Source organism: Bacillus sp. MN7755 (genome assembly GCF_054771475.1).
Genome location: NZ_BTRL01000012.1, coordinates 138,832 through 160,683, shown reverse-complemented (window position 1 = coordinate 160,683; position 21,852 = coordinate 138,832). Strand labels below are relative to the sequence as shown.

Here is a 21,852-nt window from a genome sequence, read left to right as displayed (position 1 = left end):
ACCTCGTAATGGGGTACCTTCTCTTTCTTTGTAAACGTATTTTGTAAAAGAAGAAGGAAGAAATCTTTCTTTGTAGTACGTTTCAATTTATAATAGCAAATGGAAGGAGAGTGCTTATGTCTTTAACAAATGAACAACAAGAGCGATTTCAAATTTTGCTCCAGCAGTTGCAAATACCAGACGACCTTATAAATCAATATTTACAAGGCGGTGGTATTGAAAGGCTCGTTATCGATAAAGCGAATAAAAGTTGGCATTTTGATTTACAAGTGCCACGTATTTTGCCTACAGAATTATATGAATTGCTAGAAACAAAGATTAAGCAATCATTTTCTCATATTGCAAGCACAACATTTGCATTAGAAACAGAGAATAAACAATTTACAGAAGAAGAAGTGAGGGCGTATTGGCCACTTTGTACGGAACGAATTACATTTTCACCTATGTTTGCTTACTTAAAGAAACAGCTTCCACAGGTGAATGGAGTGAAGTTGCTAATAAATGTGAATAACGATCTAGAATCTACTGCTTTAAAGAAAAACGTTGCGAAACCAGTAGGGGATCAATACGAAGCTTTTGGATTCCCGCGTTTCCAGCTAGACACACATATACAGCAAAATACAGAAGAAATGCAAAAGTTTCGTGAGCAAACGCAGCAAGAAGACCGTGAGCGTGTTATACAAGCTATGGAAGAAATGGCGAAGAAGCAAGCTGAAGAAAGCAGCGTTGTGCATGAAGGACCGATCACACTCGGGTATCTTATTAAGCCAGATGAAGAGATTACACCGATGCGAGAAATTCAAGATGAAGAAAGAAGAAAAACGGTTCAAGGATATGTCTTCCATGTGGAGACAAAAGAGCTTCGTAGTGGGCGTACGTTATTAACTTTAAAAATAACGGATTATACAGATTCTATTATGATCAAAATGTTCTCACGTGATAAAGAAGATATTCCAATGCTACAATCCTTGAAAAAAGGAATGTGGGTGAAGGCTCGTGGTTCTGTCCAAAATGATACATTCGTTCGAGATTTAGTAATGATTGCAAATGATATTAATGAAATAACAGGACCGTCTCGTAAAGATAAAGCGCCAGAAGGTGAAAAACGAGTAGAACTTCATCTTCATACTCCGATGAGCCAAATGGATGCTGTTACTCCTGTTTCTAGACTTGTTGCCCAAGCAGGTAAATGGGGGCATGAGGCTATTGCGATTACAGACCATGCTGTGGCTCAGTCGTTCCCGGAAGCATATTCTGCGGGGAAAAAGGCTGGAGTTAAAGTTATATACGGTGTAGAAGCGAATTTAGTTAATGACGGTGTACCAATAGCGTATAACGAAGCGCATCGTTTACTTGCAGAGGAAACGTATGTTGTTTTCGACGTTGAGACGACAGGTTTATCAGCTGTATACGATACAGTCATTGAGTTGGCTGCCGTAAAAGTAAAGGGTGGCGAAATCATTGATCGCTTTGAATCTTTCGCAAATCCACATCAACCATTATCAGCGACGATTATTGAATTAACGGGTATTACAGATGATATGTTAACGGATGCACCAGAAGTAGACGAAGTGTTTAAAAAGTTTGAAGAATGGATGGGCGACCATACACTTGTTGCTCATAACGCAAGTTTCGATATGGGCTTCATTAACGTAGGTTTTAAGAAGGCTGGACTAGAAAAAACGAATAACCCAGTTATTGATACGTTAGAACTTGCACGATTCTTATTCCCGGAAATGAAAAATCATCGATTAAATACGATGTGTAAAAAGCTTGATATTGAATTAACGCAGCATCACCGTGCGATTTATGATACAGAAGCAACGGGATATTTACTAGTGAAAATGTTAAAAGATGTGATTGAAAAAGGATTTGAATACCATGATCAATTAAACGATAGCATGGGACAAGGAGATGCGTATAAGCGCGGACGTCCAAGTCATATGACATTACTTGCTACATCAGATGTTGGATTGAAAAATTTATATAAACTTGTTTCATATTCTCACCTGAATTACTTTTACCGTGTACCACGTGTACCGAGATCACTATTAAAAAAATATCGTGAAGGAATTTTAGTAGGAACGGCTTGTGATAAAGGTGAAGTGTTTGAGGCGATGATGCAAAAAGCTCCTGAAGAGGTAGAAGAAATTGCACAGTTCTATGATTACATTGAAGTAATGCCTCCAGAGGTGTTGCGTCATTTAGTAGAGCGTGAACTTGTTCGAGATGAGGGGCAATTAAAAACAATTATCTCTAACTTAGTAAAACTAGGTGAGACGTTAGATAAACCAGTTGTCGCTACAGGGAACGTGCATTACTTAGATCCAGAAGATGCAATGTATCGTAAAATTTTAGTTAGTTCACAGGGCGGAGCAAACCCGTTAAACCGACATTCATTACCGCCTGTACATTTTCGTACAACGGATGAAATGCTAGAGTGTTTCTCATTTTTAGGTGAAGATACAGCGAAAGAAATTGTTGTAACGAATACGCAAAAGGTTGCATCATTAATTGGCGATGTTCATCCAGTAAAAGATGATCTATATACACCGAAAATTGAAGGTGCGGATGATGAAACACGTGATATGAGTTATAAAATGGCCCGTAGCATTTATGGTGAAGAGTTACCTGAAATTGTAGAAGCGCGTTTAGAAAAAGAATTGAAAAGTATTATTGGGCATGGATTTGCCGTAATTTATTTAATTTCACATAAACTCGTAAAAAAATCATTAGTAGACGGTTATCTAGTAGGTTCGCGTGGATCGGTAGGTTCATCATTCGTTGCAACGATGATGGAAATTACAGAAGTAAATCCATTACCACCACATTATGTATGTCCGAATTGTAAGCAATCCGAGTTCTTTAATGACGGTTCGGTAGGTTCTGGTTTCGACTTACCAGACAAAGAATGTCCGACATGTAATATTCCGTATGTGAAAGACGGACATGATATTCCGTTCGAAACGTTCCTTGGATTTAAAGGAGATAAGGTACCCGATATCGATTTGAACTTCTCCGGGGAATACCAACCACGTGCCCATAACTATACGAAAGTACTGTTCGGTGAAGATTATGTATATCGTGCTGGGACGATTGGTACAGTTGCGGAAAAAACTGCTTATGGATATGTAAAAGGTTATGCAAATGATCATAATTTAACGATTCGAAATGCAGAGATTGACCGCTTAGTAGCAGGATGTACCGGTGTAAAACGTACAACTGGACAGCATCCAGGTGGTATTATCGTTGTGCCAGATTACATGGACATCTTTGATTTTTCACCAATACAGTTTCCAGCAGATTCAATAGGAGCTGAGTGGAGAACAACACACTTTGATTTCCACTCGATTCATGATAATTTATTGAAACTTGATATACTAGGACACGATGATCCGACTGTTATTCGTATGTTACAAGATTTAAGTGGTATTGATCCGAAAACAATCCCAACGGACGATCCAGAAGTAATGAAAATTTTCTCCGGACCAGAATCGTTAGGTGTAACGGAAGAACAAATTAACTGTAAAACAGGTACACTTGGTATACCGGAGTTTGGTACGAAATTCGTAAGGCAGATGTTAGAAGAGACGAAACCTACGACATTCTCTGAGTTAGTCCAAATTTCTGGATTATCACATGGTACGGACGTATGGCTTGGTAATGCAAACGAGTTAATTTATAACGGTACATGTACGCTGAGTGAAGTTATCGGTTGTCGTGATGACATCATGGTTTATTTAATCTATCAAGGTTTAGATCCATCATTAGCCTTCAAAATCATGGAATCGGTACGTAAAGGTAAAGGTGTACCAGAAGAATGGGAAGAGGACATGAAAAGTAATAACGTCCCAGGTTGGTATATTGATTCATGTAAGAAAATCAAGTACATGTTCCCTAAAGCCCATGCGGCTGCTTACGTACTTATGGCCGTACGTATCGCATACTTTAAAGTGCATTTCGCGCTTCTGTTCTATGCGGCATACTTTACGGTTCGTGCAGATGACTTTGACGTGGAGGCAATGGCGAAAGGTTCAGCATCTATACGTGTAAGAATTGATGAAATTGCGCAAAAAGGTTTGGATGCAGCGCCGAAAGAGAAGAGTTTATTAACGGTACTAGAAATGACACTTGAAATGTGTGAGCGTGGATACTCATTCCAAAAGGTTGATTTGTATCGCTCGCATGCAACAGACTTTATTATTGATGGAGACTCATTAATACCGCCATTTAATGCCGTGCCTGGTCTTGGTACAAACGCAGCTTTAAGCATTGTAGAAGCGCGCAAAAATGGAGACTTCTTATCCAAAGAAGACTTGCAGCAGCGCAGTAAGGTTTCGAAAACAATTATTGAGTATTTAGATAGTCAAGGTTGTTTAGGAGATTTGCCGGATCAAAACCAGTTATCACTGTTCTAATAGGTAGGAAAAGTCTTTGCAAATCAATATTTGCTATGGTATACTATTAACCGAGATAACCATGTCATGTATATTGTGTGAAAAAAAGAGTGGGGAAACCCACTCTTTCGTGTTACTCTCTACATTTTATTGATGTAGAGAGGTAAGAAATTTCTGTCGTATATACATATTTTGTTACAAGTTTTACTTCTTAAATTTGGTAATACTAAGACAGATATTCCCTGCTTAACCGGCAGGGGCTTTTGTTAGCTAACGAGAAAGAATAAGATAGACCGTTCTGTGGACGGGGTCTTTTCTTGTAAATGGTACATGGCGGCAGGAAGGAGGCTGTTTATGGATAAGAAAGTCACAGAAGTTGTAGAAGCATTTGCACAGCCAATCGTTGAAGAGTTAAATCTTGAACTTGTAGATGTAGAGTATGTGAAAGAAGGACAAGACTGGTTCTTACGCGTATTCATCGATTCTGAAAAGGGAGTCGACATTGAAGAATGCGGTGCGGTAAGTGAACGTTTAAGCGAAGCTTTAGATAAAGAGGATCCAATTCCTCATCTTTACTTTTTGGATGTATCATCTCCTGGAGCGGAACGCCCATTAAAGAAAGAGAAAGACTTCCAGCAAGCGGTAGGAAAACAAGTGGCAATTAAAACATATGAGCCGATTGATGGTGAAAAGATGTTTGAAGGAAAGCTACTTTCCTACGATGGTACTACAATTACACTATTATTAACAATTAAAACACGTAAAAAAGAAATCCAAATTTCAATGGACAAAGTTGCAAATGCGCGACTTGCTGTTACGTTTTAGTTAGAAGGGGGATCTTCATGAGCACTGAGTTGTTAGATGCCTTGCTCGTATTAGAGTCAGAAAAAGGAATTAGCAAAGATATTATTATTGATGCGATTGAAGCAGCGTTAATCTCTGCTTATAAACGCAATTTTAACCAAGCACAAAACGTTCGTGTGAGCTTTAACCCAGAAGTGGGAACAATCCAAGTTTTAGCACGTAAGGACGTTGTTGATAATGTGTTTGATCCACGTCTTGAAATCTCTGTAGAAGAGGCAAGACAAATTAATCCAAACTACCAAGATGGCGACGTACTAGAAATTGAAGTAACGCCAAAAGATTTTGGTCGTATTGCAGCGCAAACTGCAAAACAAGTTGTAACACAACGAGTTCGTGAAGCAGAACGTGGTGTTATTTACTCAGAATTTAGTGATCGTGAAGAAGACATTATGGTTGGTATTGTACAACGCCAAGATGCTCGTTTCATCTACGTAAGCTTAGGCAAAGTAGAAGCTTTATTACCTGTAAGTGAGCAAATGCCGAATGAGCAATATAAGCCACATGATCGTATTCGCGTATTTATTACAAAAGTAGAAAAGACAACAAAAGGACCACAAATTTACGTATCACGTACACATCCTGGTCTTTTAAAACGTTTATTCGAAATGGAAGTTCCAGAAATTTATGATGGAACTGTAGAAATCCGCTCTGTAGCGCGCGAAGCAGGAGATCGTTCTAAAATCTCTGTGCATGCAGAAAACATTGATGTTGATCCAGTGGGTTCTTGTGTAGGACCGAAAGGACAACGTGTACAACGCGTTGTAGATGAACTAAAAGGTGAAAAGATTGACATCGTTCGCTGGTCAAATGATCCAGTTGAATATGTTGCAAATGCTTTAAGCCCATCACAAGTTGTTAAAGTACTTGTAGATGAAGATGAAAAAGCAACAACTGTTGTTGTTCCAGACCACCAGCTGTCATTAGCAATTGGTAAGCGTGGACAAAATGCGCGTCTTGCAGCTAAATTAACAGGTTGGAAAATTGATATTAAAAGTGAGTCTGATGCGAAACAACTTGGAATTGTGACAGAAGAAGATAGCGTAATCGCATTCGGATTCGATTCAGTTGAAGACGAAATCGAATAGAGGTGATGAGTATGAGCAATCGAAAAGTTCCGTTACGAAAATGTATTGCGACGCAAGAGATGAAATCAAAACGAGAGCTCGTTCGCATTGTTCGTTCCAAAGAAGGCGAAGTGTCTATTGATTTATCTGGAAAAAAATCAGGACGAGGTGCATATTTGTCAAAAGATAAAGAATGCATTATGCAAGCCCAAAAGAAAAACATTTTGGAACATCATCTAAAAGCGAAAATCGACAGTTCTCTGTACGAAGAGCTTCTCGAGCTTGTTGAGAAGGAGTCGAAATAAGTGTCCGATTGGAAATCGTTTTTAGGACTAGCAAATCGCGCTCGAAAAATCATTTCGGGTGAAGAACTCGTTTTAAAAGAAGTACGAAGTGGTAAAGCAAAGCTCGTATTGCTTTCTGAAGATGCGTCAGCGAACACTACTAAACGTATCACTGATAAAACGACGTACTACAATGTACCAATGAAAAAAGTCGAAAATCGACAACAATTAGGGCATGCGATTGGGAGAGACGAGCGAGTCGTTGTAGCTGTGTTAGATGAAGGCTTTGCGAAAAAGCTACGTAGCATGCTCGATACAAATTACCGGGGGTGAAGGTATGAGTAAAATTCGAGTACATGAATATGCAAAAAAAAATAATATCTCAAGTAAAGATCTTATGACAAAACTTAAAGAGATGAATATCGAGGTTTCGAATCATATGACAATGTTAGAAGATGAAGTAGTAAACAAATTAGATAATGAATACCAAACTGAAAAACCTTCTGTTGCAGATGAGTTTGAAGTAGAAGAAAAAGTTGTTCGTAGTAAAAAGAACAGCAATAAGAAAAAGAAAAAAGGCAAAGGAAATGAAGACAAACGTCAGGATAACTTTGCTGGAAGACAACAAACGCAAATAGTAGAAACACCAGATAAAATTACTTTCTCTGGAAGCCTTACTGTAGGCGAGCTTGCTAAAAAATTAAGCAAAGAGCCATCTGAAATTATTAAGAAGCTCTTCATGCTTGGAATTATGGCAACAATTAACCAAGATTTAGATAAAGATACAATTGAGTTAATTGCTACTGATTACGGTATTGAAGTAGAAGAAGAAGTAGTTGTAAGTGAAACTGAATTTGAAACATTCATCGATGAGCAAGATGATGAAGAGAACTTAAAAGAACGTCCAGCTGTAGTTACAATCATGGGACACGTTGACCATGGTAAAACAACATTACTTGACTCTATCCGTAACTCAAAAGTAACTGCAGGCGAAGCAGGTGGAATTACTCAGCATATTGGTGCATACCAAGTTGAAGTAAATGATAAGAAGATTACATTCTTAGATACACCTGGTCACGCGGCATTTACAACGATGCGTGCTCGTGGTGCGCAAGTAACGGATATTACAATCCTTGTTGTTGCAGCTGATGACGGCGTTATGCCACAAACAGTTGAAGCGATTAGCCATGCGAAAGCAGCGGGAGTACCAATTATTGTTGCTGTGAATAAAATGGATAAACCAGCGGCAAATCCTGATCGCGTAATGCAAGAATTAACAGAATATGAATTAGTTCCAGAAGCATGGGGTGGAGATACAATCTTCGTACCAATTTCTGCAATTCAAGGTGAAGGAATTGACAACTTACTAGAAATGATTCTTCTTGTAAGTGAAGTAGAAGAATATAAAGCAAATCCAAATCGCTATGCAACTGGTACTGTAATTGAAGCACAACTTGATAAAGGTAAAGGAACTATCGCGACGTTACTTGTTCAAAACGGTACACTTCGAGTTGGAGATCCAATTGTTGTTGGAACTTCATTCGGACGTGTTCGTGCAATGGTAAGTGATATTGGTCGTCGTGTAAAAGTTGCTGGTCCATCAACTCCTGTTGAAATTACAGGTTTAAATGAAGTACCACAGGCTGGAGATCGTTTCATGGCATTCGCTGATGAGAAGAAAGCTCGTCAAATCGGTGAATCACGTGCACAAGAAGCGTTAGTTGCACAACGTGGTGAGAAATCTAAATTAAGCCTTGAAGATTTATTCCAACAAATCCAAGAGAGCGATGTAAAAGAAATCAACTTAATTGTAAAAGCAGATGTACAAGGTTCTGTTGAAGCGATGGCAGCATCACTTCGTAAAATTGATGTTGAAGGCGTAAAAGTTAAAATCATTCACACTGGTGTAGGTGCGATTACAGAATCTGATATTATTTTAGCTTCTGCATCTAATGCAATTGTAATTGGATTTAACGTACGTCCAGATGTGAACGCGAAGCGTACAGCTGAATTAGAGAACGTTGATGTTCGCTTACACCGCATTATCTATAAAGTAATCGAAGAAATTGAATTAGCAATGCAAGGTATGCTTGATCCAGAATTCGAAGAAAAAGTAATCGGTCAAGCGGAAGTTCGTCAAACATTCAAGGTAACAAAAGTGGGAACAATCGCAGGTTGTTACGTAATAGACGGTAAAATTACACGTGATAGTGGCGTTCGTATTATCCGTGATGGTATAGTAATTTTCGAAGGTCAACTTGATACGTTAAAACGTTTCAAAGACGACGTAAAAGAAGTTGCACAAAACTATGAGTGTGGTATTACAATTGAGAGATATAATGATCTTAAAGAAGGGGACATCATTGAAGCGTACATTATGGAAGAAGTGAAGCGATGATTATCGCTTCACTCTCATTCGAGTGTATGATTTACGATGTGCATTCTTTAAAAGAGAAACGAGCAATTTTGCAAAGGGTGCTAACTCGTGTGAAGCAACGTTATAACGTTGCTGTTTCAGAAGTAGGGCATCAAGATGTATGGCAACGTACAGAAATTGCAATTGTTTCCGTATCCTCAAATCGTGTTATTTGTGAAAAAGAAATGAATCGTGTACTTGAGTACATCGATTCATTTCCTGAAATTGAACGTACGATAACACAATTGGAATGGTACTGAATGAGGTGAAGAGTTATGAAATTACGTGCAAACCGTGTAGGCGAGCAAATGAAAAAAGAATTAGGCGACATTATCAGTCGTAAAATTAAAGATCCACGTGTTGGATTTGTTACAGTAACAGATGTACAAGTGAGTGGAGATTTACAAATTGCTACAGTATATATTTCTGTTTTAGGTGACGAAGAACAGAAAGAAAGTACATTAAAAGGTTTAGCGAAGGCAAAAGGCTTCATTCGTTCAGAAATTGGCCAACGTATTCGTCTTCGTAAAACACCAGAAATTTCCTTTGAATTTGATGAGTCTATTGGGTACGGTCATCGAATTGATACACTTTTACATGAAATTAATAAAGAAGGTAAACGTGAAGAATAATGGATAGACAATTGTCTATCCATTTTTTCAATGCAAAATAAGTTTTGGATATTTATTATGAAAGAATTATGATGAGGTGAACATATATGGAAGGTGTAGTATTATTACATAAACCAAAAGGCATGACATCACATGATTGTGTATTTAAACTAAGAAAGATATTGCGTGAGAAACGAATTGGTCATACAGGAACATTAGATCCAGATGTAACAGGAGTATTACCTATTTGTGTTGGACGAGCAACGAAAATTGCACAATTTTTAACAAGTGAAACGAAAACATATGAAGGCGAAGTGACATTAGGTTTTTCAACAACAACTGAAGATGCTTCTGGTGAAGTTGTGGAAATGAAACATGTAGATCGTGTTATTACTCGTAAGGAAGTGGAAGAGGTTCTTGCGGCATTAACAGGTACGATTGAGCAAATGCCTCCAATGTTTTCGGCTGTAAAAGTTAACGGAAAAAAATTATATGAATATGCAAGAGCAGGACAAGAGGTTGAACGTCCAGTTCGTACAATTACAATTCATGAATTTGTATTATTAGACGATAGAGAAGTATTTGAAGGAGAAAATATTTCATTCCGTTTCCGCGTAACGTGTAGTAAAGGAACATATGTAAGAACGCTAGCAGTAATGATTGGTGAAAAACTTGGTTTTCCATCACATATGTCTCACCTTGTAAGAACGGCTTCTGGTGAATTTATATTAGAAGATTGCATATCATTTGAAGAAATTGAAGAAAACGTGCAAAATGGAACAGTAGAGTCTATCTTCATTTCAATTGATGAAGCATTAAGTAAGTTCCCGAAAATGGTTGTAGATGAAAAGCAAGCAGAGAAAATAAAGAATGGTATGTTTTTAAAAAATGAATTGCAAATAACAGCGCCATTTATAACAGTGTTTGATAAAAATGATCGCTGTCTTGCAATTTATGAGCACCATCCAAAACACCCTGGTATGCTAAAGCCGATGAAAGTACTTGTGAATAATCAAGAACTAAAGCTATAATGAATTATTGGAAGGATTATTACAGAAAAAGGTGAATTCAAGCGTGAAACTTATTCATTTAACTCATCCACATGAACAAAATAAATTAGAATTGCCACCTACTGTAATGGCATTGGGATTTTTTGATGGCATTCATTTAGGGCATCAATGTGTGATTCGAACTGCGAAAAAAATAGCGGATGAACGAGGATATAAAAGTGCAGTTATGACATTTTACCCGCATCCATCTGTTGTTTTAGGTAAAAAAGAAGCGCATGCCGAGTATATTACACCAATGTGTGATAAAGAAAAAATAGTCGAAAACCTAGGTATCGATATATTATATGTTGTTAAATTTGAAGAATCATTTGCAGGCTTATTGCCACAACAATTTGTAGATGATTATATTATTGGTTTAAATGTAAAGCATGTAGTAGCAGGATTTGATTATTCATATGGACGTTTAGGAAAAGGAAAGATGGAGACTTTACCATTTCATGCAAGAGGGGAGTTTACACAGACTGTGATTGAAAAAGTTGAATTTCAAGAAGAGAAAGTAAGTTCTACAGCATTACGAAAATTAATTCGAAATGGCGAAATGGAACAAATTCCATCTATTTTAGGTAGAGCATATACAGTAGGGGGAACGGTTGTACACGGTGATAAACGTGGACGTCAAATTGGTTTTCCGACAGCTAATGTAGGTTTAAGTGATGAGTATCTATTACCACCTGTAGGTGTTTATGCAGTGAGATTAAAAGTTCACGATGAATGGTACGACGGTGTATGTAATATTGGATATAAACCAACGTTTAAAGAAGATGAGCGTCAATTATCTATTGAGGTGCATTTATTTGAATTTAACAACGACATATATGATCAAAATGTTACGGTAGAGTGGCATATGCGTATAAGAGAAGAGAAGAAATTCAATGGCATTGATGAGTTAGTTGAACAAATCGCAAAAGATAAGAAAACAGCACAAGAATATTTTGCGAACGGAAAGAATATACTTGCTTTTTCAAATGAAAAGTAGTATTCTATGTTATGTACTTTATGACAACCATTGCTTGGCATTGCGACTCACCGACGCTTGCTAGGTAATTGGGGGTTTAATTAATAGGAGGTGAAATAGGATGGCTTTAACACAAGAGCGTAAAAATGAAATCATTGCACAATTTAGAACTCATGAGACTGATACTGGTTCTCCAGAGGTTCAAATTGCTGTCCTAACGGAGCAAATTAACACTCTAAACGAGCACTTACGTACTCACAAGAAAGATCATCATTCACGTCGTGGTCTATTAAAGATGGTTGGTAAACGTCGTAACTTACTAACTTACCTTCGTAATAGCGATATCACACGTTACCGTGAATTAATCACAAAGCTTGGCTTACGTCGATAGTCAAAGAAGCGGGAATATTCCCGCTTTTTTGTTAGGTAAAAATATATCTTCTACTCTTTATAGCTTACTTCATTTTCGGTAATACTAGAGGTAGAATATTGTGATATACTATCCATTTACATAGAAGAATTGAATACTTTAAATTGAGAGGGGTACTTAAATGAGTCAAGAAAAGCAAGTCTTCTCGATAGATTTAGCTGGTCGTCAGCTAACAGTTGAAACAGGTCAGCTTGCGAAGCAAGCAAACGGAGCAGTATTAGTAAGATATGGCGATACAGCGGTTCTATCTACAGCAACTGCATCAAAAGAAGCAAAAAATGTAGATTTCTTCCCACTTACAGTAAACTATGAAGAGCGTTTATATGCAGTCGGAAAAATTCCTGGCGGTTTCATTAAACGTGAAGGTCGTCCAAGTGAAAAAGCAATTTTGGCAAGTCGTTTAATCGACCGTCCAATTCGTCCACTTTTCGCAGATGGTTTCCGTAACGAAGTACAAGTTGTCAGCATTGTAATGAGTGTTGATCAAGATTGTTCTTCTGAAATGGCAGCAATGCTTGGTTCTTCATTAGCGTTATCGATTTCAGATATTCCATTTGAAGGTCCAATCGCGGGTGCAACAGTTGGTCGTATTAACGGTGAATTCGTTATCAACCCAACGGTAGAACAGCAAGAACAAAGTGATATTCACCTTGTTGTAGCTGGTACGAAAGATGCAATTAACATGGTTGAAGCAGGAGCAGATCAAGTGCCTGAAGAAACAATGTTAGAAGCAATTATGTTTGGTCATGACGAAATTAAACGTCTAATTGCATTCCAAGAAGAGATTGTACAAGCTGTAGGTAAAGAGAAATCAGAAGTGAAACTTTATGAAGTTGACGCTGATCTTAACCAAGCTGTACGTGAAATGGCTGAGAAGGATATGCATTCTGCAATTCAAGTACATGAGAAACATGCACGTGAAAATGCAATTAACGAAGTGAAAAAGCGTGTAATTGAGCATTATGAAGCGCAGGAAGCTGACGCTGATACATTAGGACAAGTAAGTGAGATTTTATATAAAATTGTAAAAGAAGAAGTACGTCGTCTTATTACAGTTGAAAAAATCCGCCCAGATGGCCGTAAAGGTGACGAAATTCGTCCATTAGCATCAGAGGTTGGCATTTTATCTCGTACACACGGTTCTGGTCTATTCACTCGTGGACAAACACAAGCATTAAGTATTTGTACATTAGGTGCATTAGGCGATGTGCAAATTTTAGATGGTCTTGGTGTGGAAGAATCAAAACGCTTTATGCACCATTACAATTTCCCATCATTTAGTGTTGGTGAAACAAGACCGATGCGTGGACCAGGTCGTCGTGAAATTGGTCACGGTGCACTAGGAGAACGTGCTCTTGAGCCTGTAATTCCATCTGAAAAAGATTTCCCATATACAGTACGTCTTGTATCTGAAGTTTTAGAATCAAATGGTTCTACTTCACAAGCAAGTATTTGTGGTAGTACTTTAGCAATGATGGATGCTGGTGTTCCACTTAAAGCTCCAGTTGCAGGTATTGCAATGGGTCTAGTTAAAACTGGTGAGCATTACACAATTTTATCTGATATTCAAGGTATGGAAGATCATCTAGGTGATATGGACTTTAAAGTAGCAGGTACAGCGCAAGGTGTAACTGCACTACAAATGGACATTAAAATCGATGGTCTATCTCGTGAAATTTTAGAAGAGGCATTACAACAAGCGAAAGTTGGTCGTGTGCACATTCTAAATCATATGTTATCTGTTATTGGAGAGCCGCGTACTGAATTATCAGCGTACGCTCCAAAGATTATTACAATGACAATTAATCCAGATAAAATCCGTGACGTTATCGGACCGAGCGGTAAACAAATCAATAAAATTATTGAAGAAACTGGCGTTAAAATTGACATCGAGCAAGATGGTACAGTATTCATTTCTTCAATAAATCAAGAAATGAATGACAAAGCTAAGAAAATTATCGAAGATATCGTTCGCGAAGTACAAGTAGGTGAAATCTACGAAGGAAAAGTGAAACGTGTTGAGAAATTCGGTGCTTTCGTTGAATTATTCAGCGGTAAAGATGGATTAGTTCACATTTCTGAACTTGCACTAGAGCGTGTAGGTAAAGTAGAAGACGTTGTGAAAATCGGTGATGTGATTACAGTTAAAGTTATCGAGATTGACAAGCAAGGTCGTGTGAATCTATCTAGAAAAGTATTGCTAAAAGAAGAGCAAGAAAAAGAAGCTGCTAAAGAAGAAAACAAACAAGAGCAGCAATAAGTAAAAGCCAGTTTAACTGGCTTTTTTTGTTATGTAAAAAATATGATTTATATATATTTTTATGTCAGTATAGGTATAGTTTTCATTATAACGCTCAAATTAACAAAGATAAGAAGAAAAATGTTTTTATATAGTTAATGGGAGGGTTTATATGAAAGCTCGTATATTGGCATACATATGTATATTCTTTTTATATATCAGTGTAGGCTCTTATTCCGTTTTTGCACAAGATAACTTGTATGAAGAAATTCAAAAACATGCAAAACAATATGAGATTGCACCTCAAAATGCGATGATTGATAAGATATGGAAAGCAACACCGGGATATAATGGGAGACAAGTTGATATTGAAGCATCCTATAATAATATGAAGAAACTAAAGGGATTTAATCAAAAACATCTTGAATTCAAGGAAGTATCACCGAGTGTCCACTTAGAAGATTTAGCACCAGCACCAATTTATAGGGGACATCCAAATAAAAAAATGGTAGGATTAACAATAAATGTGGCATGGGGAAACGAGTATTTGCCTCGTATATTAGAGATATTGAAAAAACATGATGTGAAGGCGACGTTCTTTTTGGAAGGACGTTGGGTGAAAGAAAATTTGCGATTTGCAAAAATGATTGTCGATGCAAAGCAAGAAGTCGGAAATCATTCTTACACACATCCGAATATGAAAACGCTATCGTCTGATGAAATACGAGATCAGTTACAAAAAACAAATCGGATGATCGAAGCAGCTACGAATCAAAAGGTGAGATGGTTTGCACCGCCGAGTGGAAGTTTTCGGGATGAAGTCGTGAAAATTGCAGATGATTACCAAATGGGAACGATTATGTGGACTGTCGATACAATCGATTGGAAGCGACCAGAGCCAGATGTACTATTGCAGAGAGTAATGAGAAAAATACATCCAGGTGCTATCGTATTAATGCATCCTACGTCATCTACATCAGAAGCATTAGATACAATGATTACAAAATTGAAGGAACAAGGATATAAAGTAGGGAATATAACAGAATTACTGGATGAAAAACGTGTGGATTAAATACATTTGCATGACATTCATCCTTAAACTTGTTATCATTAAATAATAGCATTTATTTAGAGAAACTGGCAGTAGGAGGAAAGTTTTTGATTAAAAAATATACTTGTAAAAATGGTGTAAGAATAGTTATGGAGAATATACCAACTGTAAGATCGGTTGCGATTGGTATTTGGATCCATGCGGGATCAAGAAATGAAAATGAAAAAAATAACGGGATTTCTCACTTTTTAGAGCATATGTTCTTTAAAGGGACGGAAACACGTAGTGCACGCGAAATTGCAGAATCATTTGATAGCATTGGTGGGCAAGTGAATGCTTTTACTTCAAAAGAATATACTTGTTACTATGCAAAAGTGCTAGATGAGCATGCTAAATATGCTTTAGATGTATTAGCAGATATGTTCTTTAATTCAACATTTGATGAGGAAGAACTGAAAAAAGAAAAGAATGTCGTATGTGAAGAAATTAAAATGTACGAAGATGCTCCAGATGATATTGTGCATGATATGTTAACGAAAGCAACATATGAAACGCATCCGCTTGGATATCCTATTTTAGGAACAGAAGAAACGCTTAATACGTTTACAGGTGATACACTACGCCAATATATAAAGGATCATTACACACCTGAAAATGTAGTTGTTTCAGTTGCAGGAAATATTGATGAAGCCTTCTTACAAACGGTAGAGCAATATTTCGGTAGTTACGAAGGAACAACAAACCGTGAACAAGTACATAGCCCAATTTTCCATTTTAATAAGGTAGCACGTAAAAAGGAAACAGAACAAGCTCATTTATGTTTAGGATATAAAGGCTTACAAATGGGACACGAAGATATTTATAACTTAATTGTATTAAATAACGTTTTAGGCGGCAGTATGAGTAGTCGTTTATTCCAAGAAGTACGTGAGCAACGCGGGTTAGCCTACTCAGTATTTTCTTACCATTCTTCTTATGAAGATACAGGTATGTTAACACTGTATGGTGGAACAGGTAGCCAACAATTAGATACACTGTATGAAACAATGCAAGAAACACTAGAAACATTGAAAAATACAGGTATTACAGAAAAAGAGCTTGTTAATAGTAAAGAGCAATTAAAAGGAAACTTAATGTTAAGTTTAGAAAGTACAAATAGTCGCATGAGCCGTAATGGTAAAAATGAATTGCTACTTCGTAAGCATCGTTCACTTGATGAGATTATTGAAAGTGTAAACACTGTAACAAAAGAAAATGTAGATGAGTTAATTCGTAACATGTTTACAGATGAATTCTCTGCAGCATTAATTAGTCCAGATGGAAAACTTCCAAAAGGAATAAAACTATAATTGCTTTATATGATGTAAAAATAACCGTATCTCTTTTAAATGAGATACGGTCATTTTTTTGGGATATACAGAATAGGTACTAATTATGGATAACTTAAATGAATAATTTCGGTAGGGGGAGAGTATATGCGATTAAGTGAATTAAGTGGTAAAGAGATTGTAAATCTAGAAAGAGCAGAAAAAATGGGAGTTTTAGGTTATGTGGATTTAGAGATTGATGAGAAGGATGGTCAAATAGAGGCTCTTATCATACCTGCCGGGAAATGGGGAGGTTTTAAAAAGGAACCACAAGAAGTAAGAGTAGCGTGGAGCCAAATTAAGAAAGTCGGGCATGATATGATCCTTTGTGATATTACAGATCGTCTAAATTCGAAGTGAAAGATGGCCATTTTGGTCATCTTTTTTTGTTCATTCTACACTGAGTAAAAGCATGCATGAATCGATGTTTTCCTGGAAATCAAAATCCAGCATAAAGTTCTCTCATATATCGAATTTTGAGGTGGGGGCCTTCCTGCATACAAATAGCGGGATAAATGATGGGTGCTTTTTGTTTTTCAATCACCTAAAACTCGTACATTACATATGATGTGGAGGAAAAAGAAAAAGTAGGCACTTTTCTTATAAATGAAAGAAAAAGAAGGTGAATTAGGGAATGTTGACTGAGATGCATATTGCTGTCATAGGAGGAGATGCAAGACAGCTAGAAGTAATCCGTAAGCTAGTTGAATTGGATGCGAAACTTTCATTGATAGGGTTTGATCAGTTAGATCATGGCTTCACAGGGGCAGCAAAAGAAAGTATACAAAATTTAGATTTCACTTCTTTAGATGCAATTATTTTGCCAGTTGCAGGTACAAATGCCAAGGGAGAAGTAGATACTATTTTTTCAAACGAAAAAGTTTCTATAACGAAAGAACAAATTGAAAATACACCAGAACATTTTACTATATATTCAGGTATTGGTACGCCTTACTTGGAAAATCTCGTATCTACTACAAACCGCAAACTTATTAAATTATTTGATCGTGATGATGTGGCAATCTACAATTCTATTCCAACTGTAGAAGGTACATTAATGATGGTAATTCAACATACCGACTATACAATTCATGGTTCCAATGTAATGGTTTTAGGATTTGGTAGAACAGGGATGAGTGTTGCCAGAGCGTTTCAATCATTAGGAGCCCATGTCAAAGTTGGAGCAAGACGATCGGAACATATTGCACGTATTACAGAAATGATGTTTTCTCCTTTTCATATGCAGGACATTGAGAAAGAAGTAGGGACTATCGATATTGTCATTAATACAATTCCGCATCTTGTTGTGACAGCGAATGTCATTTCAAAAATGCCAGCTCATACGTTAGTAATTGATTTAGCTTCTAAACCAGGCGGTACCGACTTTAGATATGCGGAAAAAAGAGGAGTCAAAGCGCTATTAGCACCAGGATTACCCGGTATTGTTGCACCAAAAACAGCAGGACAAATTTTAGCGAACGTTCTTTCTCAGTTACTGGCAGAAGAAGTAATAGCAAGAAAGGAGAATGGGGAATGAATTTAAAAGGGAAAAGAATAGGATTTGGTTTTACGGGTTCACATTGTACGTACGAAGAAGTAATGCCTCATTTAGAAAAATTAATTGCTGAGGGAGCAGAAGTACGTCCCATTGTTTCTTACACTGTTCAATCAACAAATACGAGATTTGGTGAGGGAGCAGAGTGGATTAAAAAGATTGAAGAAGTAACAGGATTTAAAGCGATTAATTCAATCGTTGGTGCGGAACCATTAGGACCTAAAATCCCACTAGATTGTATGGTAATTGCACCATTAACAGGAAATTCTATGAGTAAATTTGCAAATGCAATGACAGACTCTCCGGTATTAATGGCAGCGAAAGCGACGCTAAGAAATGGCAAGCCTGTCGTATTGGCTGTTTCGACGAATGATGCTTTAGGACTTAATGGAGTAAATCTAATTACACCAACAAGGTGACAACAAAGCGCGAACGCTTATATGTCGCCATCTTGAGGGAGCTTAGGGTAAAGCACAAGTTCGAAATCATCGAGTCTTTGCCACTTTTCTTTCTTATAAACAGCCTTTTCTAAAACGGACTTTAGGAGGCTGTTTTTCTTTTTGGGATCATCTGTTTTAAAATACAGGTCAAGAACATGCTCCACTTGAGGTATTGTATCTTTCTTCACTTTTTCCTTCTTAATTTCTGTTTTAATTTCTTTCTTTAAGTTTTCCATCGTGGAAGTAATTTCAGTAATGCGATCAGAAATTACATTCGAACGTTCTAAAAACATATCGACTGTGTAAACACCACGTTCTAATAAATCATGTAAATTATTTTTTTGTTTTTGGACATCCACCAATTCTTTATCAAGCTTGCGTAATGCAGCTTCATTCATTTGAATAACTTGTGTCTCTTTTAATTTGTCATCTTGCTTATGTTTTTCAAAATCAGCTTTATAATTGATATACCATTCTTTTAAAGCCTCGAGTAAACGCTTCTCGATTAATTCAGTGTAGCTTGATTTGTTTTCACAGCCACGGTGTTTACAATCCATAGTTTCTTTTCGGTTCTTAGGATAACGTTGGACCATACTATAACCACATTTAGCGCATTTAATAATACCAGCTAGAGGGTTTTTAATGCCGTTCGTGTTGTAAGGAACGTGATATCTTGAGTTTAATTTTTCTTGCACTTGTTCAAACAAGCTTTCAGGTATGATTGGCTCATGTTTTCCATCAGCAATAATCCAATCTGATTTATCTTGACGGGCACAACTTCTTTTTATAGCGTCAGGACGTTTTACTTCTTTTCGTTTTTGCCACGTCACTTTTCCGATGTACACATTGTTCTTTAATATATCTAAGATACTATAAGGATTCCAATCATTCCCTAACTTACTTTTGTAGCCAAGTTCATTTAACTTGTTTCTGATTGCACTCGCACCCATATCCTCATTTGCATACCAATCAAATATCATTCTTACAACAGAAGCCTCTTCTGAATTAATTGTTAAAGTACGTTCTCGTTTATTTAAACGGTGGATGTCATAACCATAAGGAGCATGAGTCCCGAGGTAATTACCAGCCTCTACACTAGCAACACGGCCTCGTTGCATACGACGTGTAATAATCTTTAGCTCCTTACGAGCCATAAACGCTTCAAATTCACTGTATTCTTCATCCCACTCATCATTAAGGTCATAAGTCTTCCTAGGTGTCATAATCTTCGTATTCGAGCGTTTAAACGTTTCTAAAATAATTCCTTGTTCTTTCATACCACCACGACCTAAACGATCCATATCCATACAAAGAACAACATCATATTTATTATCTTCAATTTCTTCAAGCAGTGCTAACATCTCAGGGCGTTTCACTAAGCTCTCACCAGAAACGATTTCCTCACGAACAGATAAAACATTTAAGTTCATTTCCTTGGCAATTTTTAGCAGGGTAGAGCGGTGTTTTGCTAACGTTTCGCCTTCACCGCGTGCTTCGGCTTCGAGATCGGCACGGGATTTCCTTAGATAGATTGCGGTTTTCATAATTTGGCCTCCTTGTTAGTAGTTATTATATAGAAAGTAAAAATATTAAAGAAGTAAATGTAACTAATAAAATATAAAGCCCCAAGAAGGGACTTTATAGGAATACATATTTATGAAGTTATGTATTTTCTCCTTCACTTGATAAAATGAAAAGAGGAGGCTTTTTTATGAATCAATTTTTTAATGATTATATTAATTTAACTCAAGGACAATTGTTAGTTAAATATTGGTGGTTATGGTTAATTATAATTTGTGGCACTATTTTTGTTGCGTATTTAAGGTTTGATAGAAATGGTTAATCCTTTTTTAAGCAAAATTGTACAAATTTTATTCCATAATCAGTAATTTTAACATAGGTATCATGAGTCATTTTACCTGTGAAATCTGTCTTGAATCGCTCTCCCATTTCAATAAAACCGTATGATTGCAAACGGTGCATTGCACCTAGTTTTTCATAATTACTCGTTGCACCCGAGATAACGGAATCTACAATTACTCTTTCATATTGATTGAAAAGGTATAAGATACTGTGGCACTCTATTAAAGTCATCTTTGCTAAAGTATCTAAAAAGAATTTTTTGTTATCATAGTTAACTTGTTTTTGATGTAAGACGTTATTTATGAAATAAGTTTTAAAATAGTTCCGTTTTTCTTCAACATGTTCACGTTCAACTTTTTCATTTAAATCTTCAATGATACTTAGTAGTTCATCCATATCAAGAGTTGTCGACGAATTTTGTTCGAAAGTTTTTAGGGTAATCATTTCTTCTGATAGCTCATTATAAAAAGACTCAAGTCGCTTAAGTTTCTTTTCTTTTTGATAACCATAGAAAGATGTTGAAATAGCCCCACCAATAGTTGGAATTAGTTGTAAGCAGGCTTCTATGCCTAGATGTACTTTTTCTTTTGGAGTTAATTTAACGTCGTTAGGATTCATTATAATCACTTCTTTCGTTTATATTTTCTCTAATAAAAAATTCATTGGCTAGGAAGGCGATTTTATAAAAATGATATTTTATTGAACTGTAACAAATTTCTTAAAGAATACTTTACGCTTTGTTTTATCATAAACGTATGGATCGTTAAACTTTTTAACCCAAGACTTGTCTTCAACTTTTAAATCTTCAATCTTAAATCCAAGGTATGTATTCAAACTATTTCTATCTAAGCTAGTAGTATATGTTTTTCCATCGAACGGCAGAGTCATTTTTACCGTATTTAAATCTGGGAATTGTCTTAGTAATCTCGCAGGTTCACTTACAAACATTTTCTCGATAGCATCTCCAGTTGAGAAATATTGTTTATATTGTTCTTCAGTAACGTTGCTATCTGGTTTTGTTGATTTATAAGATGCAAACGAATCATAGAATGTAATTTCAGCATCTTTATTATTGAGCTTCATATCTTTAATGAAATTTCCACCTCTGATGTTTTGGGCATAGGAAATAAACTCTTTTTGTTTTTCTTCAGTCTTTTTTTGTTCCTCAGCTAATTTCTTTTCTTCAGCTTTTTGTTTCTCTTCAGCATCTTTTTGTTCTGTGGCTTTTTGTTTCTCTTCGGCTTTC

19 protein-coding genes and 2 pseudogenes are annotated in these 21,852 nt (G+C 36.6%); 18 read left to right on the top strand and 3 right to left on the bottom strand.

Going from position 1 to position 21,852, the window contains the following annotated elements:
• Positions 1-116 precede the first annotated feature (116 nt).
• From ACYVEC_RS12910 to dpaB, 17 genes and pseudogenes are all read left to right on the top strand, one after another.
• Positions 117-4,418 (top strand): PolC-type DNA polymerase III, encoded by a 4,302-nt coding sequence (locus tag ACYVEC_RS12910; protein ID WP_275718950.1) that lies wholly within the window; start codon positions 117-119, stop codon positions 4,416-4,418.
• Positions 4,419-4,751: 333 nt separating this feature from the next.
• Positions 4,752-5,222, top strand: a complete 471-nt coding sequence (gene rimP, locus ACYVEC_RS12905; RefSeq protein WP_000359096.1) for a ribosome maturation factor RimP — start codon at positions 4,752-4,754, stop codon at positions 5,220-5,222.
• A 17-nt stretch (positions 5,223-5,239) separates the two neighbouring features.
• On the top strand, positions 5,240-6,346 hold the full coding sequence (gene nusA, locus ACYVEC_RS12900) for a transcription termination factor NusA (protein WP_000102598.1): 1,107 nt from the start codon (positions 5,240-5,242) through the stop codon (positions 6,344-6,346).
• Positions 6,347-6,357: 11 nt separating this feature from the next.
• Positions 6,358-6,630, top strand: a complete 273-nt coding sequence (gene rnpM / locus ACYVEC_RS12895; RefSeq protein ID WP_000071125.1) for an RNase P modulator RnpM — start codon at positions 6,358-6,360, stop codon at positions 6,628-6,630.
• Positions 6,631-6,942 (top strand): YlxQ family RNA-binding protein, encoded by a 312-nt coding sequence (locus ACYVEC_RS12890; RefSeq protein ID WP_001286522.1) that lies wholly within the window; start codon positions 6,631-6,633, stop codon positions 6,940-6,942. It begins immediately after the preceding gene.
• Between the two features lie 4 nt (positions 6,943-6,946).
• A complete protein-coding gene (infB, locus tag ACYVEC_RS12885; protein WP_063221120.1) occupies positions 6,947-9,007 on the top strand; it encodes a translation initiation factor IF-2 in 2,061 nt (686 codons plus the stop codon).
• On the top strand, positions 9,004-9,285 hold the full coding sequence (locus tag ACYVEC_RS12880) for a DUF503 domain-containing protein (RefSeq protein WP_000582364.1): 282 nt from the start codon (positions 9,004-9,006) through the stop codon (positions 9,283-9,285). Before infB ends, ACYVEC_RS12880 begins: the two co-directional genes overlap by 4 nt.
• A gap of 15 nt (positions 9,286-9,300) precedes the next feature.
• Entirely contained in the window at positions 9,301-9,657 is a 357-nt protein-coding gene (gene rbfA / locus ACYVEC_RS12875) for a 30S ribosome-binding factor RbfA (protein ID WP_000776443.1), read from the top strand.
• 86 nt (positions 9,658-9,743) lie between these two features.
• Positions 9,744-10,667, top strand: a complete 924-nt coding sequence (gene truB / locus ACYVEC_RS12870) for a tRNA pseudouridine(55) synthase TruB (protein WP_275718948.1) — start codon at positions 9,744-9,746, stop codon at positions 10,665-10,667.
• A 43-nt stretch (positions 10,668-10,710) separates the two neighbouring features.
• Entirely contained in the window at positions 10,711-11,682 is a 972-nt protein-coding gene (gene ribF / locus ACYVEC_RS12865; RefSeq protein WP_275718946.1) for a bifunctional riboflavin kinase/FAD synthetase, read from the top strand.
• Between the two features lie 100 nt (positions 11,683-11,782).
• Positions 11,783-12,052 (top strand): 30S ribosomal protein S15, encoded by a 270-nt coding sequence (gene rpsO / locus ACYVEC_RS12860; protein WP_001229392.1) that lies wholly within the window; start codon positions 11,783-11,785, stop codon positions 12,050-12,052.
• 160 nt (positions 12,053-12,212) lie between these two features.
• Positions 12,213-14,351, top strand: coding sequence for a polyribonucleotide nucleotidyltransferase (gene pnp / locus ACYVEC_RS12855; protein ID WP_063221117.1), 2,139 nt, complete (start codon positions 12,213-12,215; stop codon positions 14,349-14,351).
• 151 nt (positions 14,352-14,502) lie between these two features.
• Positions 14,503-15,402, top strand: a complete 900-nt coding sequence (locus tag ACYVEC_RS12850) for a polysaccharide deacetylase family protein (RefSeq protein WP_063221116.1) — start codon at positions 14,503-14,505, stop codon at positions 15,400-15,402.
• An 86-nt stretch (positions 15,403-15,488) separates the two neighbouring features.
• Positions 15,489-16,730, top strand: a complete 1,242-nt coding sequence (locus ACYVEC_RS12845) for a M16 family metallopeptidase (protein ID WP_063221115.1) — start codon at positions 15,489-15,491, stop codon at positions 16,728-16,730.
• Between the two features lie 126 nt (positions 16,731-16,856).
• On the top strand, positions 16,857-17,108 hold the full coding sequence (locus ACYVEC_RS12840) for a YlmC/YmxH family sporulation protein (protein ID WP_063221114.1): 252 nt from the start codon (positions 16,857-16,859) through the stop codon (positions 17,106-17,108).
• A 274-nt stretch (positions 17,109-17,382) separates the two neighbouring features.
• Positions 17,383-18,285, top strand: a complete 903-nt coding sequence (dpaA, locus tag ACYVEC_RS12835; RefSeq protein WP_063221113.1) for a dipicolinic acid synthetase subunit A — start codon at positions 17,383-17,385, stop codon at positions 18,283-18,285.
• A pseudogene (gene dpaB / locus ACYVEC_RS12830) lies at positions 18,282-18,707 on the top strand (dipicolinate synthase subunit B); the annotation flags it as partial. The gene dpaA and the pseudogene dpaB, both read left to right, overlap by 4 nt.
• Before the next feature lie 32 nt (positions 18,708-18,739).
• Here the strand turns inward: dpaB and ACYVEC_RS12825 are convergent.
• A complete protein-coding gene (locus ACYVEC_RS12825; RefSeq protein ID WP_460506806.1) occupies positions 18,740-20,287 on the bottom strand; it encodes a recombinase family protein in 1,548 nt (515 codons plus the stop codon).
• 167 nt (positions 20,288-20,454) lie between these two features.
• On the opposite strand from ACYVEC_RS12825, the gene ACYVEC_RS12820 reads away from it, so the two are divergent.
• Complete coding sequence (locus ACYVEC_RS12820) at positions 20,455-20,586, top strand: hypothetical protein (protein ID WP_257128000.1); 132 nt, start codon at positions 20,455-20,457, stop codon at positions 20,584-20,586.
• Here the strand turns inward: ACYVEC_RS12820 and ACYVEC_RS12815 are convergent.
• Together ACYVEC_RS12815 and ACYVEC_RS12810 are read right to left on the bottom strand one after the other, a co-directional pair.
• On the bottom strand, positions 20,583-21,224 hold the full coding sequence (locus ACYVEC_RS12815; protein WP_460506802.1) for a hypothetical protein: 642 nt from the start codon (positions 21,222-21,224) through the stop codon (positions 20,583-20,585). The two genes, ACYVEC_RS12820 and ACYVEC_RS12815, sit on opposite strands and share 4 nt — an antisense overlap.
• 78 nt (positions 21,225-21,302) lie before the next feature.
• A pseudogene (locus ACYVEC_RS12810) lies at positions 21,303-21,852 on the bottom strand (hypothetical protein); the annotation flags it as partial.

Excerpts from the sequence above, each read along its gene's own strand:
- rimP (WP_000359096.1), top strand. The coding sequence starts at position 4,752 with ATGGATAAGAAAGTCACAGAAGTTGTAGAAGCATTTGCACAGCCAATC.
- ACYVEC_RS12880 (WP_000582364.1), top strand. The coding sequence starts at position 9,004 with ATGATTATCGCTTCACTCTCATTCGAGTGTATGATTTACGATGTGCAT.
- truB (WP_275718948.1), top strand. The coding sequence starts at position 9,744 with ATGGAAGGTGTAGTATTATTACATAAACCAAAAGGCATGACATCACAT.
- pnp (WP_063221117.1), top strand. The coding sequence starts at position 12,213 with ATGAGTCAAGAAAAGCAAGTCTTCTCGATAGATTTAGCTGGTCGTCAG.
- ACYVEC_RS12820 (WP_257128000.1), top strand. The coding sequence starts at position 20,455 with ATGAATCAATTTTTTAATGATTATATTAATTTAACTCAAGGACAATTG.
- dpaA (WP_063221113.1), top strand. The coding sequence starts at position 17,383 with ATGTTGACTGAGATGCATATTGCTGTCATAGGAGGAGATGCAAGACAG.
- rbfA (WP_000776443.1), top strand. The coding sequence starts at position 9,301 with ATGAAATTACGTGCAAACCGTGTAGGCGAGCAAATGAAAAAAGAATTA.
- rpsO (WP_001229392.1), top strand. The coding sequence starts at position 11,783 with ATGGCTTTAACACAAGAGCGTAAAAATGAAATCATTGCACAATTTAGA.
- ACYVEC_RS12825 (WP_460506806.1), bottom strand. The coding sequence starts at position 20,287 with ATGAAAACCGCAATCTATCTAAGGAAATCCCGTGCCGATCTCGAAGCC.
- ACYVEC_RS12850 (WP_063221116.1), top strand. The coding sequence starts at position 14,503 with ATGAAAGCTCGTATATTGGCATACATATGTATATTCTTTTTATATATC.
- infB (WP_063221120.1), top strand. The coding sequence starts at position 6,947 with ATGAGTAAAATTCGAGTACATGAATATGCAAAAAAAAATAATATCTCA.
- ACYVEC_RS12815 (WP_460506802.1), bottom strand. The coding sequence starts at position 21,224 with ATGAATCCTAACGACGTTAAATTAACTCCAAAAGAAAAAGTACATCTA.
- ACYVEC_RS12840 (WP_063221114.1), top strand. The coding sequence starts at position 16,857 with ATGCGATTAAGTGAATTAAGTGGTAAAGAGATTGTAAATCTAGAAAGA.
- ACYVEC_RS12910 (WP_275718950.1), top strand. The coding sequence starts at position 117 with ATGTCTTTAACAAATGAACAACAAGAGCGATTTCAAATTTTGCTCCAG.
- nusA (WP_000102598.1), top strand. The coding sequence starts at position 5,240 with ATGAGCACTGAGTTGTTAGATGCCTTGCTCGTATTAGAGTCAGAAAAA.
- rnpM (WP_000071125.1), top strand. The coding sequence starts at position 6,358 with ATGAGCAATCGAAAAGTTCCGTTACGAAAATGTATTGCGACGCAAGAG.